The sequence below is a fragment of the Marinobacter sp. M1C genome (assembly GCF_023314135.1).
GTDB lineage: Bacteria > Pseudomonadota > Gammaproteobacteria > Pseudomonadales > Oleiphilaceae > Marinobacter.
The window spans coordinates 2,688,259-2,700,842 of sequence record NZ_CP092289.1 but is presented as its reverse complement, the minus strand read 5'-3'; the positions used below and the strand labels follow the sequence as shown (position 1 = coordinate 2,700,842).

General features: G+C 54.9%; 13 protein-coding genes. 3 read left to right on the top strand and 10 right to left on the bottom strand.

Features of this window, described 5'->3' with window-relative positions:
• Positions 1-5: 5 nt before the first annotated feature.
• On the top strand, positions 6-1,172 hold the full coding sequence (gene pdxB / locus MIH19_RS12680; RefSeq protein WP_249005229.1) for a 4-phosphoerythronate dehydrogenase PdxB: 1,167 nt from the start codon (positions 6-8) through the stop codon (positions 1,170-1,172).
• Positions 1,173-1,282: 110 nt separating this feature from the next.
• Here pdxB and MIH19_RS12675 read toward each other — a convergent pair whose 3' ends face one another.
• The 4 genes from MIH19_RS12675 to MIH19_RS12660 all read right to left on the bottom strand — a co-directional run bounded on the left by MIH19_RS12675 (position 1,283) and on the right by MIH19_RS12660 (position 4,394).
• On the bottom strand, positions 1,283-1,624 hold the full coding sequence (locus tag MIH19_RS12675) for a hypothetical protein (protein WP_249005228.1): 342 nt from the start codon (positions 1,622-1,624) through the stop codon (positions 1,283-1,285).
• Positions 1,625-1,702: 78 nt separating this feature from the next.
• On the bottom strand, positions 1,703-2,140 hold the full coding sequence (locus MIH19_RS12670; protein WP_249005227.1) for a phosphate-starvation-inducible PsiE family protein: 438 nt from the start codon (positions 2,138-2,140) through the stop codon (positions 1,703-1,705).
• 69 nt (positions 2,141-2,209) lie between these two features.
• Positions 2,210-3,091: a protease HtpX gene (gene htpX / locus MIH19_RS12665; RefSeq protein WP_249005226.1), complete on the bottom strand. Its 882-nt coding sequence runs from the start codon at positions 3,089-3,091 to the stop codon at positions 2,210-2,212.
• An 88-nt stretch (positions 3,092-3,179) separates the two neighbouring features.
• Positions 3,180-4,394: a pyridoxal phosphate-dependent aminotransferase gene (locus MIH19_RS12660; RefSeq protein WP_249005225.1), complete on the bottom strand. Its 1,215-nt coding sequence runs from the start codon at positions 4,392-4,394 to the stop codon at positions 3,180-3,182.
• 287 nt (positions 4,395-4,681) lie between these two features.
• Between MIH19_RS12660 and MIH19_RS12655 the strand changes: the two genes are divergently transcribed.
• Positions 4,682-5,164, top strand: a complete 483-nt coding sequence (locus MIH19_RS12655) for a glutathione peroxidase (protein ID WP_249005224.1) — start codon at positions 4,682-4,684, stop codon at positions 5,162-5,164.
• 7 nt (positions 5,165-5,171) lie between these two features.
• Here the strand turns inward: MIH19_RS12655 and MIH19_RS12650 are convergent, their stop codons facing one another.
• The gene (locus MIH19_RS12650; RefSeq protein ID WP_249005223.1) at positions 5,172-5,945 is read right to left on the bottom strand and encodes a hypothetical protein; all 774 of its coding nucleotides are present in this window, start codon (positions 5,943-5,945) and stop codon (positions 5,172-5,174) included.
• A 134-nt stretch (positions 5,946-6,079) separates the two neighbouring features.
• Here MIH19_RS12650 and MIH19_RS12645 point away from each other — a divergent pair, with 134 nt between their 5' ends.
• A complete protein-coding gene (locus tag MIH19_RS12645) occupies positions 6,080-7,060 on the top strand; it encodes a LysR family transcriptional regulator (RefSeq protein WP_249005222.1) in 981 nt (326 codons plus the stop codon).
• A 1-nt stretch (position 7,061) separates the two neighbouring features.
• Here MIH19_RS12645 and MIH19_RS12640 read toward each other — a convergent pair whose 3' ends face one another.
• From MIH19_RS12640 to mnmA, 5 genes are all read right to left on the bottom strand, one after another.
• Positions 7,062-8,054, bottom strand: coding sequence for a GNAT family N-acetyltransferase (locus tag MIH19_RS12640; protein WP_249005221.1), 993 nt, complete (start codon positions 8,052-8,054; stop codon positions 7,062-7,064).
• A 19-nt stretch (positions 8,055-8,073) separates the two neighbouring features.
• The gene (locus MIH19_RS12635) at positions 8,074-9,225 is read right to left on the bottom strand and encodes a cupin domain-containing protein (RefSeq protein WP_249005220.1); all 1,152 of its coding nucleotides are present in this window, start codon (positions 9,223-9,225) and stop codon (positions 8,074-8,076) included.
• Positions 9,226-9,241: 16 nt separating this feature from the next.
• On the bottom strand, positions 9,242-10,609 hold the full coding sequence (purB, locus tag MIH19_RS12630; RefSeq protein WP_249005219.1) for an adenylosuccinate lyase: 1,368 nt from the start codon (positions 10,607-10,609) through the stop codon (positions 9,242-9,244).
• Between the two features lie 111 nt (positions 10,610-10,720).
• Positions 10,721-11,347: a high frequency lysogenization protein HflD gene (gene hflD / locus MIH19_RS12625; protein ID WP_249005218.1), complete on the bottom strand. Its 627-nt coding sequence runs from the start codon at positions 11,345-11,347 to the stop codon at positions 10,721-10,723.
• Positions 11,344-12,552: a tRNA 2-thiouridine(34) synthase MnmA gene (gene mnmA / locus MIH19_RS12620; protein ID WP_249005217.1), complete on the bottom strand. Its 1,209-nt coding sequence runs from the start codon at positions 12,550-12,552 to the stop codon at positions 11,344-11,346. Before mnmA ends, hflD begins: the two co-directional genes overlap by 4 nt.
• Positions 12,553-12,584: the final 32 nt, after the last annotated feature.

Here is a 12,584-nt window from a genome sequence, read left to right as displayed (position 1 = left end):
CCGGCATGTTGATTGTTGCAGACGAAAACATTCCGTTACTGGACTCGTTTTTTTCCGATTTTGGTGACATTCGCCGGGTCAGCGGCCGAGAGCTCAGCCCGGACCAAGTGCGCGATGCCGATGTGTTGCTGGTGCGTTCGGTTACCCGGGTAAATCGCGACTTGCTGGAAGGCAGCCGGGTGCGTTTTGTGGGTACCACCACCATTGGCACCGACCATGTTGATCGGTTCTGGCTAGAATCCCAGGACATCCACTTTTGCGCCGCCCCCGGCTGCAATGCCAACAGTGTGGTTGAGTACGTGCTGGCTGTTGCTTCTTTGCATGCATCCAGGTGCGGGCTCAGCAACTGGGCACGGCAGAGTGTTGGTATTGTGGGGGCCGGCAACGTTGGTGGGTTATTGGCGCAAAGGCTGGAGCGCTTGGGCTTTACCGTTGTTCTGTGCGATCCGCCAAGGCAGCAGGCCCAGTTCGACGGGCTGGGCGAGCCAAGCGCGACCGAATTTTCCAGTCTTGAGCAGGCGCTTGAGTGTGACTTGGTAACGTTGCACACCCCACTAACCCGCGATGGCGAGCACCCAACCTATCACTTGTTGGGAGCTCAAGAGCTGGCGACACTAAAATCTGGTCAATTATTGATCAACAGCGGGCGAGGTGAAGTAATCGATAACGCCGCTTTGCTTGCCCGTCTGCACCAGCCAGATGCGCCAACAGTCGTGTTAGACGTGTGGGAAAACGAACCGAAAATAGACCCGCAGTTGCTGCAGCAGGTTTGGTTGGGCACCCCGCACATCGCCGGGTACAGTCTGGAAGGCAAAGTGCATGGCACTGAAACCATATACCGGGCGCTGTCTCGCTTTCTTGGCCTGCCCGTGCGCAAACAGGCAGGCCAGTATTTGCCCCAGCCTCCTCTAAGCAAGCTGGCATTCACCAGCAGCGCCGGTGACGATGCGGTACAACTGGCTTTGCATAACTGCTACGATCCGCGCCGTGACGACGCTCGCTTACGGCTGAGCATGGCGGGCGATGAACAGCAGCGAGCCCAAGCCTTTGATCGGCTTCGCAAGGAATATCCGGTGCGCCGTGAATGTTCCAGTCTGAAAATCCAGCTTAAGGGTAGTAGCAAATCCATGGGAGAGCAGTTCCGCTCGCTGGGATTCAAAGTCAATATCTGACGTCCGCTTTACCGCTCACAACCAGAACAAGCCCATTAGGGCCTGTTTGTGTTTTGTTAAAGTCGAATCCTGCAGGCAAATCCCGACGGCCGCTGTGTAAAAGCGGCGCTCTAGTGCGCAGCAGCCTGAGGCTCGGCGAGCACTTCTCCTTTGGCCAGCATCTCGTCGGTAGCCGCCCCGGACACTTCGAACACGTGGTAGGCTTCGGCGCCCAGCGTGTCGATGGCGGTGTCTATATAGTTGTAGCGGATGGGTACCGGGTCTCCTGAAAACGTCACAACGAATTGCCGCACTACCGTTGCAACGTCAACATTTAACGGCTGCTCAACCCACAGGTACACGCATTTGTCGGGCACTATGTACTCGCAGCGCACCGCTCTGTAGCCCTCCCGCAGTTTCAGGGTGTTGATAACCTTGCCGCCTTCAAGCCGAAACTTATGGATCGTTTTCATGACAATTACCCCCTATGTGGCGTAGAGCTTGATATTACCGCGGTCGTGGCTCAGAAAAATAGAGTTTTTCCTTATGAGTCAGGTTTTCTGTCGTACCAGCCAGTAACAGATCCCCAGAGCCAGTGCAGTAATGCCGATGCCAACAATCTGTTCAGCGCTGACCAGGGTCAGGTCCAGCACAATAACCTTTCGGGCAATGGCCATTAGTGCAGTGGCGATAACCAACTGTACCGGAATCACGTTTGAGCCCAGATAAAGCCGAATGTTGATAAAAATTTCGATGGCGATCAGCACCGCCATAAAGGCACCAAACACCTGAAGAATATCTTCCACATCCATCAACATAAAGGGTGGGGACTGCAATCTTTCGTAAATCACATAAATGACGTCGGCGACGCTCCAGTAAATCACCATCACCATCAGGACTGCGAGTATACGCACCGCAAAGCGGATTGACTTGTGCAGTATGTTCAGTAGCGGGTCGTCGCTGTCTGCCGGTATCTCGTCGTGCTTCATCAGCTGTTCCTTCGTGCTTTTACTGTCCACGTCCCGCTTATTGAGCATAGAAAGTATTTATACCTTTTTTTAAAGTTTGGCCTGCTGTAACGCCTGGATACGTTGCTCCAGCGGCGGGTGGGTCATGAAAAAAGCGGCCAGGCCCGTTCGATGGCCACGGTTAATAGCAAACGCTTGCAGGGTATCGGGCATCTGGTCTGGTACTTGGCTTTCCTGTTTCAGTCGCCCCAAGGCACTGATCATGGCTGCGCGGCCGGCCAGTTGGGCGCCGGCGATGTCGGCGCGAAATTCTCGGCGACGGGAGAACCAGAACACTATGGTGCTGGCCAGAATGCCTAAAACAAGCTCTGCCACCATGCTGACGATAAAGAAGCCCATGCCGTGGCCGCTTTCATTCTTGAAAACTACACGGTCGACAAAGGAACCAATAACCCGCGCTGCGAAAATGACAAAGGTGTTTACGACGCCCTGAATCAACGCCAGGGTCACCATGTCGCCGTTGGCCACGTGGCCGATTTCATGGCCCATCACAGCGCGAATCTCGTCTTTGCTGAAACGGCTTAGCAGGCCCTCGCTGACAGCCACCAAGGCTTTGTTTTTATTCCAGCCGGTGGCAAAAGCGTTGGACTGGGTGGCGGGAAAAATGGCCACTTCAGGGATGCCAATACCGGCGTTTTTGGCCAACTCCGCTACGGTTTCCAGCAACCAGCGCTCCACCGATGTACGCGGTGTGTTGATCACCCGGGCTTTGGTGCTCCATTTCGCCATCGGTTTTGAAATCAGCAGCGATATAAGGGAACCGGCAAAGCCGAATACAGCCGCAAAAATCAGCAGAGAGCCGTAATCAATACCGTTCTGGGCCAGATAGCTGTCTACGCCCAGTAGTCTCAAAGTGAAACTGGCTACCAGGATTACCGCCAGGTTGGTGGCCAGAAACAGCAGTATTCTCATAGTTTCCTTCTCTTGTGAATGTAAAAATGTTTACGAATGCGCATTAAAGGGCGGTTGTAAATTCGGCCAATCAGACGATGTGACAGTCTTACTGCTTGTATTGTTCCAGGAATCGCTCCAAGCGACCCACGGCATCGGCCAGAGTGTCTTTGCGCGGCAGGAAAACAACCCGCAGATGTTGCCTGTCTTTTACATTAAAAGCGGAACCCTGAACCAGCAGTATCTTTTCCTGAATCAGCAGGTCCAGTACCAGTTTCTCATCGTTAACGATGGGGTAGCGCTTGGGGTCCAGCTTGGGGAACAAATAGAGCGCACCCTGTGGCTTTACGCAGCTGACGCCGGGGATGTCGTTGAGCAATTCCCACGCGGTTTGGCGCTGTTCGAACAGGCGGCCGCCCGGAGTCACCAGGTCGTTGATGGACTGGTAGCCACCCAACGCCGTCTGGATAGCCAACTGGGCTGGTACGTTGGCGCACAGGCGCATGTTCGAGAGCATTTCGATGCCCTCAATCAGGTCGGTGGCTTTGTGTTTGGCGCCGCTGATGATCATCCAGCCGGATCGATAGCCTGCAGCACGATAATTTTTCGACAGGCCGTTGTAGGTGAAAAAGAGCACGTCATCGGCGAGGGACGCGGTAGAAACATGCGTTACGCCATCGTAAAGAATCTTGTCGTAAATCTCGTCAGATAAAATGATCAGGTTGTGGGCCCTCGCCAGCTCAATCACCTGATGCAGCAGCTCGGTGGAATAAACCGCGCCTGTGGGGTTGTTGGGGTTAATCAGCACAATCGCCCGGGTGCGTTTGGTGATTTTGCGGCGGATGTCATCAATATCCGGAAACCAGCCCTGCTGTTCATCGCAGTGATAGTGCACGGGTTTGCCGCTGGAAAGCGCTACCGCGGCGGTCCATAGCGGGTAGTCAGGCGCGGGAATCAACACTTCGTCGCCAGTATTGAGCATGGCCTGCATAGACATTACGATCAGTTCGCTGACCCCGTTACCCAGGTAAATGTCATCAATGTCGACTTTGTCGATGCCGCGCTGCTGGCAATAGTGCATCACCGCCTTGCGCGCGGAAAACAGGCCCTTGGATTCCACATAGCCTTGGGCCAGGTGCATGTTGTAGATGACGTCTTGCTGAATTTCTTCCGGTACATCGAGCTCAAAGCTGGCCGGATTGCCGATATTCAGTTTCAGTATGCGATGGCCTTCTTCTTCCAGGCGCTTCGCTTCACGCAGAACCACGCCGCGTATCTCGTAGCACACATTGTCCAGTTTGGTGGATTTGTGATAATTCTGCATGCCCGGTCGATCCTCTATGGCGTATGTTGCGGCGAATAAAAAAATCAGGAAGTCGCTTTCCATTCTAATGGAGCAGGTGTCCTGAACAACAGTTGAATTATGATGAATAGTGTTAAGTTACAGCAGATTCCGCCGTTGCATGTGAAATACTAATCTGCACGCAGGCTGGCAACGAGTGCTAAGCTTGGCGTTCGACCAGGTTCCACAGCATTTCTCCTTATTTTAGAAAGCGCTCCAACGTGTTTCAGACAACATTCCAACGTATTTCAGATAAAAGGAACAGCGCGATGGCCGGTATATATGATTTTGAGGTAAAAGACATTAGCGGTAACGCCCAAAGCATGGCTGTTTATCAGGGCAAAGTCTTGCTGATCGTAAACACCGCCAGCAAATGCGGTTTCACACCACAATTTGAGGGGTTACAGACACTTTACAGTGACCTGACTGATCGGGGGCTGGAAGTGTTGGGTTTTCCCTGCAATCAGTTTATGAATCAGGACCCGGGCAGCAACGACAGCATCGGCCAATTTTGTTCGCTGAACTACGGCGTCAGCTTTCCGATGTTTTCGAAAGTTGAGGTAAACGGCGACAACACACATCCGCTTTACCGCTATCTAAAGCACGAAGCCTCGGGGCTGCTGGGGTCTGAGCAAGTGAAGTGGAACTTTACCAAGTTTCTGGTGAATCGCGACGGCGAGGTGCTCAAGCGCTACCCTCCCACCACCAAACCTGCCGACATTCGTGCTGACATCGAAAAAGCGCTGGGTTAGTACCCTTTTAATCGTCGTAGTTGGTTTTTTTCTTCCAGCTGTCGTCTTCCAAAAGGGTATCCCACTCTTTATCGTGCTTGCGGTGAGCGTCAAGGCTTACGCTGTCGGTCTCTGTGCCGGTCAGCGCCTCCAGTTCCTTGATGCGTGTGCGGAAGCTTTTCACGGCTTTCATGGCCACGGGGTTATCCGCAGATTTGCCCATCTCGGTGCTGGCCAGATGGTATGCGTGAATGGCTTTACGTATTTCGTTCTGGTGCACATAATCCCGGGCTTGGAAAACATGCAGATCGGTGTGGGTTTTGTGCACCAGAAACAGCACGTATTTCAGGTTCTTCCGCGCTGTGGCGGTGTCCAGCCGGCCGGCCTTGTGCATCGTCTCTAACAGGGCGAACAGGCTCTGCAGTAAATCTTTGACCGCGGTGGCTTTTTGCGGTGAATCTATGCGCATCTGCATTGTTTTGTCTGCACCGTCGCGTATCTGCTGCTTCAGATGGCCCAGCGCATCGCGTCGTTTATCAATTGGCAAGGCTGTGTTCAGGGTTGCCAAGCCATTGCAGCTGTGTTCCATTTGTTTAATAAGGACCAGCTTCAAATCACCGGTCACATACTGGCCCGGCAGTTCCGTTAAAAGCCGATTGGCGAGTTTGTAGCTCTCTTCCAGCATAGCAATGCGGCGGATGCGCTGAATGCGGGCCTTTTCACGCAGGTGGCTGATGGTGACCACGGTAATCGCAATGGCAACCACGGCGGCTAATAGCAGAACAAGTGTTGAAGTTTTCATGACTTACGACAAGACTCCGTAGGCAAGCTGGCGCAGCTTTAGTAGTTATAAAAAGGGTATCAGAAATAGCGCCTTAACAATGTTTTTAAATGTGAAGGCTTGAGAATGTTGTTAAATGTGAAGGAGAGCAGGCCTTGGATATTTCCCGCGTAGACCTGAATTTACTGGTGTATCTGGACGTGCTGCTGCGTGAGTGTAATGTAACCAAGGCAGCCAACCATCTGGGCATTACCCAGCCCGCCATGAGTAACGGCTTGCGACGGTTGCGCGAGTTGTTCGGTGACCCCTTGCTGGTGCGCACCAGCGAAGGCATGACCGCCACTGAAAGAGCCCGGGAGCTGCAGCCAGTGGTGCGTTCGATTGTGTCCAGCATCGAGCAGGTGATGCAGGATAAAACCCCGTTTTCTGCGATTAATAGCCAGCGCGTGTTTCGTATTATGGCCAGTGACTACGCTGAGTCCTGCCTGATGCCGCGGGTACTGCGGCGTATACGCCAAGAAGCTCCGAAGGTGACTTTGGATGTATTGACCCCTAGCGACGTCAGTTTTTTGGATGTGGAGCAGGGCAGGCTGGATATGGCCATCAACCGCTTCGACAAGATTCCCCAGTCGTTTCACCAGAAAACCCTGTGGAGCGAATATTTTGCTTGCCTGATGAACGCTGAAAACCCGATTTTGCAACAATCGTTTACCCTGGAAAGCTATCTTCAGGCTAGCCACATCTGGGTCAGCAAGACCGGGTTTGGGGTGGGGGTAGGGGTGAATCCTAAAGACGTGCAGCGCCTGGGCTGGGTTGATGAAGCCCTGGCCAAGATTGGCCATAAACGGCAGATTTCAGTATTTACCCGCCACTATCAGGTGGCCATGCTGCTGGCCGAGCAACACGACCTGATTGCCACGCTGCCATCACGGGCGGCCTGGCTCCAGCGTGACAACCCGCACCTGGTGTTCAAAGTGCCGCCCTTCGACATTCCGCCGTTCGATTTGAAAATGGCCTGGAGCCCGCTGCTGCAACACAACGCCGACCACCAATGGTTGCGCCGGCTGATCGCTGAGGTGGCTGAAGAGGTAGACGCAGAGTTTGCCGAATTTGGCACACCCTTCGAACGCAGCTGATTTAAAGAGAAAGCACTCGTAGCTCTGCAGAGCGCTGGCCGGTGTTCCACATTTGCAAGAAACGCTCTTCCAGGCGCTTTACCCGCCCGCCGTCGGCAAAATTGGCAAATCCCTGGCTACCGCCAAACTCATGGCGGTAAATCACACCTTGGCGGTCGGCCAGCATAAAGGGTTCTTTTTCTGGTGGGGTTGTATCGCTTAACAGTCGAAGTTCGATGCGGCTGGGCAACCGCCGCATTAACTCAGCCAGCCCGTGCTGGCGTTGAGTCAGCGCTTTGTCGTCTTGAATCAGTAGGCGGACATCGCTAAGCCTATGGCGCCTTGCCATTTGCGACACCAACTCGCAAAAGCGCGGTTGACCGTAAAGGTCGAAGTCCAGCGTGTTGTCGTACAGCCATAATCGCTGCCGGGCCTGTCCCGCCAGGCTGTGCATCAGCTCTACCAGTTGCTGCTGCCGCTCGAACAGCCAACTGCGCGAATCGTCGCCAAGGTTCATTGGAAATTTGCGAATGCCAGGCCGCTTCCCGGCCGGTTCTGCCGCCAGCTCTTCGGCCAGCACAGAAGGCGCCAGGCAACGCATATCAAAATGCGCTATGCCGGCGTCGTCATATTGGTCTGAACACAGGTGAAATCCGGCACGCTGGTAAAACTCAACGGCGTGCTGCTGCGCCGATAGCTGCAGCTGGGAGTAGTGTACCGCACCTTGGCAAATCAGATGCTGCAACAGAGCCTGGCCAATCTGTTGGCCGCGGAATTGCGGCAGCACCGCCATGCGCCCGATGAAACCAGTGGCACCTGGAATGCCATACAGGCGCGCCGTGGCGGCGGCTATATTGCCATCTACCACTACCAGAAAGTGTTCGGCGCTCTGGTCGATGAGGTCCCATTCCAGTTCCTCCGGCACCTTCTGCTCCTCAACAAATACCCGCTGGCGAATGCCCCGGATTTGCGGCGGCGCGCTGTGCCAGTTGTATTTCCGAATGCGCATATTCATCGGAGCCCCGTGCGGCCGTTTATTCGAAGTAGATAGAACCCTGATTGTACAGATTGGTGAGCAGCCCAAGTATCGCTTCGTCTTCGGCAAACGCTGCCAAAGCCTTTGCGTTAACCCGGGCACCAGCGCACAGCAGCGGCGCAAATGGGCGAGCATCGCCGCGCAGTAGGTATTGCTCGCCGTCTACAAACAGTGCGGTTTCGTTGTCCAGTTCATAAAAGGCAAATCGAGAGCCTTCGTTCCAGCGAACCTGTTCACCGGCCTGTATCGCTGCTTGAAGGTCTTCGCTTGCGGCAGGTTCATCGGCGGGCACCACGGTTTCAGCGCTTTTTGGAGCAGTGGTAAACTGGCCGAACCACAGTGACAGGTTGCGCCGGTCGCCTATTTTTTCCTGTATCAAGGCTTCCAGGCGGTCAATCACCACCGGTGCGATGGCGCCGGGATTGTCCTGCAGCGCCAGATCCGGATCATTCATGTGCTCGGCCGCATTGGGCTGGTTGCACAGGAAGTCGGTAAAGCCGGTGAGCAAATCGTCGACTGTGGGCGCGCGGAAGCCTACTGACAGAGTAATACAGTCTTCTTCGGCTATGCCATGGTGGCCTATGGCGGGCGGCAGGTACAGCATGTCGCCCGGCTCTAGAATCACGGTTTCCTCGCCCTGCCAGTCACTTAGAATACGCAGCGGTGTGCCTTTCAGGCGGGGCGAAGCAGAGCCGCATTCACCGCCGAACGTCCAGCGACGGTTACCCTGGGCCTGCAAAAGAAACACGTCATACTGATCGTAATGGGGGCCTACGCTACCGCCTTTCGGCGCGTAGCTGGCCATAATGTCGTCCAGCCGCCAGTTGGGTACAAAGCGGAAGTGCTCCAGCAAATCGGCGACTTCCGGCACCCAGTGGTCAAGGCCCTGCACTAGCAGGGTCCAGTTTTGCTCTGGCAGCTTGCTGAAACGCTCTTCGCTGAATGGGCCGTTATGAACTTGCCAGGGCTTGCCGGCGTCGTCTTCAATTACGATGCGCGATTCTACGGTTTCTTCACAGGCCAACCCGGCCAGTTCGTCGGCGCTCACCGGGCTCTCAAAGCCGGGAAACGCCTGGCGGATAACCAGGGGCTTTTTCTGCCAGTAGTCGCGTAAAAACTCTGCAGGGGTTATTCCGCCAAGCATGTCCATGGTGTTACTCCGGTATTCAGATGTTGCGGGCTTGGTCTATGGCGTTGCCAATGTAGCTGCCGGGCGTCATCGCCATCAGTTCGGCTTTAGCCTGTTCGGGAATGTCCAGGCTGCTGACAAAGCTTTGGATAACCTCGGCGCTCATGGCTTTTCCGCGGGTTAAGGCTTTCAGCTTTTCGTAAGGTTTTTCAATATTGTAACGGCGCATCACGGTCTGAATCGGTTCCGCTAAAACTTCCCAGGCCTGGTTCAGGTCGGCGTCCAGGCGCGCCGCGTTCAGCTCCAATTTGCTCAGGCCTTTCAGGGTAGATTCATAGGCAATAAGGCTGTGGGCGAACCCCACGCCCAGGTTGCGCAGCACCGTGGAGTCGGTCAGATCGCGCTGCCAGCGCGAGATCGGCAGCTTGGCTGACAAATGGTTTAGTAAGGCGTTGGCAATGCCCAGATTGCCTTCGGAGTTTTCGAAGTCAATGGGATTAACTTTGTGTGGCATGGTGGACGAACCCACTTCGCCTTCGACGGTTTTCTGTTTGAAATAACCCAGAGAAACATAGCCCCAGATGTCGCGATCCAAGTCGATCAAAATGGTGTTGAAGCGGGCAACCGCGTCGTACAGTTCGGCGATGTAATCGTGGGGTTCAATCTGGGTCGTGTACGGGTTGAAATTCAGCCCCAGGCTTTCGATAAACGTTTTGGCGGTTTCGGCCCAGTCAATGTCTGGGTAGGCAGAAATGTGGGCGTTGTAGTTGCCCACCGCGCCGTTGATCTTTCCCAGCAGTTCGACGTTTTTTATCTGCGCTAGCTGGCGCCGCAGACGGTGCACAACGTTGGCCAGTTCTTTGCCCACGGTGGTCGGCGAGGCGGTTTGGCCGTGCGTACGCGATAGCATGGGCTGGGCTGCGTGGTCGTGTGCCAGCATGGCGACCTGGTCTATGACTTTTGTCATCGCCGGCAGCATGCCGCTGTCCAGGCCTTCTCGCAGCATCAATGCGTGGGACACGTTGTTGACGTCTTCTGAGGTGCAGGCAAAGTGAACAAATTCGGTGACCGCGTGAAGTTCGGCGTTATCGGCGATTTTCTCTTTGATGAAGTACTCCACCGCTTTCACATCGTGATTGGTGGTGCGCTCAATATCTTTTATGCGCTGGGCATCGGCCAGACCGAATTCGCTGACGAGGGCGTTCAGAGCGGTCTCTGCTTCAGCAGAAAACGTCGGAACTTCTTGAATTTGCGGATGAGCCGCCAGTTTTTGCAGCCAGCGGATTTCGACGGTTACGCGGTTTCTGATTAGGCCATATTCACTGAAAATGTCGCGAAAAACGCTAACTTTGCTGCCGTAGCGTCCGTCCACCGGGGAAATAGCGGTCAGGGCGGTGAGTTCCATCGAAAACCTCTCAAAATGTTTGAAGCGGGGCGGTAAAAGTCAGGGCGATATAATACACCAGCGGCCAGTCGGAATCAGCTCAGCAGGTTTGCGAATCAGCCAAATGGGGTACTAGCCGGTTTTCAGCAATTCGCGGGCGTGGGCAATTACTTTTTTGCGGGTAAAGATCAGTTGCCAGCGGCGCCCGCCGGTCTGCCGCCAGAGCACCGCAGAGCGGATGCCGGCTAACAGCAACGCCCGTATTTTAGCGGCGTTTTCTTCCCGCTGCAGAATAGCTGGCGTGCCGCCGACTTGAATGCGCTGGCGGTAGGTGCTGATGGTGTCGGTATACACTGACGCCAGATTGCCAATCAGATTGCTGTGTACATAACCGAAATGGCTGGCAGTGTGACGCGCCTGCTCAATCCGGCTGCCCAGCACGGACATCATGTCGTTGCTGCTGTTGAGCTTGGACTCCAGTTGGATTAAATTCAGCACGTAGCGCAGTATTTCGATGTCGGTAGGCTTGCTTTGCTCGCTGAGCACACGAATCAACGTATTTAGCCCCAGGCTCAAGTCGCGCAGTTCTCCACCGTAAACGTCCAGCGTGGTCGCCGGGTCAGTGGCGAACAGTGAGCGTAGGCAGGTTTCCAGGTCGGTTGCGTCGCAAATGCCGTCATGGGCAATCTGGGTAACCAGATTCGCGGCCTGAAAAACGCCGGCCAGGGCCAGGGTTTGGTCGTGCAGTGTGCGGCTCATGACTGCACTCCTGACTTCAATCCGTTAGTTGACTCAGTGGTCAGGCGCGCTGGCAGTGATTCGCCATGGCGCCAGGTGTGTTCAATGACGCCGCCGCCCAGGCAAATCTCGCCATCGTAAAATACCACCGATTGGCCCGGCGTTACTGCGCGCTGGGCGTCGTCGAACACCACTTTGACGCCGCCATCGATGACGGTTACCTCGCACAGTTGATCGGGCTGGCGATAGCGGGTTTTGGCCATGCAGCGAAACTGCGCGCTCGGAGCCTCAGCAGCAACCCAGTCGACGGGGCCAGATACCAGGCCACGGGAAAACAGCAGCGGATGGTTTTTACCCTGAGCTGCAATCAATACGTTACGCGTCAGGTCTTTTTCCGCTACGTACCAGGGCTCATCGCTATAACCGTTCAATCCGCCAATACCAAGGCCTTGGCGTTGGCCAATGGTGTGGTACATCAGCCCCTGATGGCGGCCAATAACATGACCTTCCGGCGTTTCGATAGTGCCGGGCTGGGCCGGCAGGTACTGCTTCAGGAAGTCAGTGAACTTGCGCTCGCCAATAAAGCAGATACCGGTAGAGTCTTTTTTGTCGTGGGTAATAAACCCTTGCGCTTCGGCAATACGGCGCACTTCCGGCTTCTCAAGTTCGCCCACTGGAAACAGGGTGCGGGCAATACGATCGCCAGATACTGCATGCAGGAAATAGCTTTGATCTTTATTGCCGTCGAGGCCTTTGAGTAACTGAGCCCGGCCGGAACCGTCATCAAGCGGGCATTGGCGGGTGTAGTGTCCGGTGGCAATGTAGTCGGCGCCCAGTGTTATCGCGTAATCCAGAAAAGCGCGAAATTTCACCTCCTTGTTGCATAAAATGTCTGGGTTTGGGGTGCGTCCGGCTTTGTATTCGCTGAGAAAATGCTCGAATACCCGGTCCCAGTACTCCGCCGCAAAGCTGGCGGTATGTAGCTTTATATCGATGTGATCGGCCACCGCCTGAGCATCGGCCAGGTCGGTCATGGCGGTGCAGTATTCGGTGCCGTCGTCTTCATCCCAGTTCTTCATGAACAGGCCTTCTACCTGATAACCCTGTTCTTTCAGTAGCCAGGCGGCAACGGAGGAATCGACACCGCCAGACATGCCGACGATAACGCGGCTGGTGTTTGGGCTAGTGCCAGGGGCAGTATTTGCGGCTGTGTGGAACTCGGTCATAACGGCTCTGTGTCAGTAAAAGCGGATGATTT

Bases quoted from the DNA above. Each gene is read 5' to 3' on its own strand.
- MIH19_RS12650 (WP_249005223.1), bottom strand. From the start codon at position 5,945: ATGAAAACTTCAACACTTGTTCTGCTATTAGCCGCCGTGGTTGCCATT.
- MIH19_RS12635 (WP_249005220.1), bottom strand. From the start codon at position 9,225: ATGGACATGCTTGGCGGAATAACCCCTGCAGAGTTTTTACGCGACTAC.
- mnmA (WP_249005217.1), bottom strand. From the start codon at position 12,552: ATGACCGAGTTCCACACAGCCGCAAATACTGCCCCTGGCACTAGCCCA.
- htpX (WP_249005226.1), bottom strand. From the start codon at position 3,091: ATGAGAATACTGCTGTTTCTGGCCACCAACCTGGCGGTAATCCTGGTA.
- MIH19_RS12655 (WP_249005224.1), top strand. From the start codon at position 4,682: ATGGCCGGTATATATGATTTTGAGGTAAAAGACATTAGCGGTAACGCC.
- purB (WP_249005219.1), bottom strand. From the start codon at position 10,609: ATGGAACTCACCGCCCTGACCGCTATTTCCCCGGTGGACGGACGCTAC.
- MIH19_RS12660 (WP_249005225.1), bottom strand. From the start codon at position 4,394: ATGCAGAATTATCACAAATCCACCAAACTGGACAATGTGTGCTACGAG.
- hflD (WP_249005218.1), bottom strand. From the start codon at position 11,347: ATGAGCCGCACACTGCACGACCAAACCCTGGCCCTGGCCGGCGTTTTT.
- MIH19_RS12675 (WP_249005228.1), bottom strand. From the start codon at position 1,624: ATGAAAACGATCCATAAGTTTCGGCTTGAAGGCGGCAAGGTTATCAAC.
- MIH19_RS12640 (WP_249005221.1), bottom strand. From the start codon at position 8,054: ATGAATATGCGCATTCGGAAATACAACTGGCACAGCGCGCCGCCGCAA.
- pdxB (WP_249005229.1), top strand. From the start codon at position 6: ATGTTGATTGTTGCAGACGAAAACATTCCGTTACTGGACTCGTTTTTT.
- MIH19_RS12670 (WP_249005227.1), bottom strand. From the start codon at position 2,140: ATGAAGCACGACGAGATACCGGCAGACAGCGACGACCCGCTACTGAAC.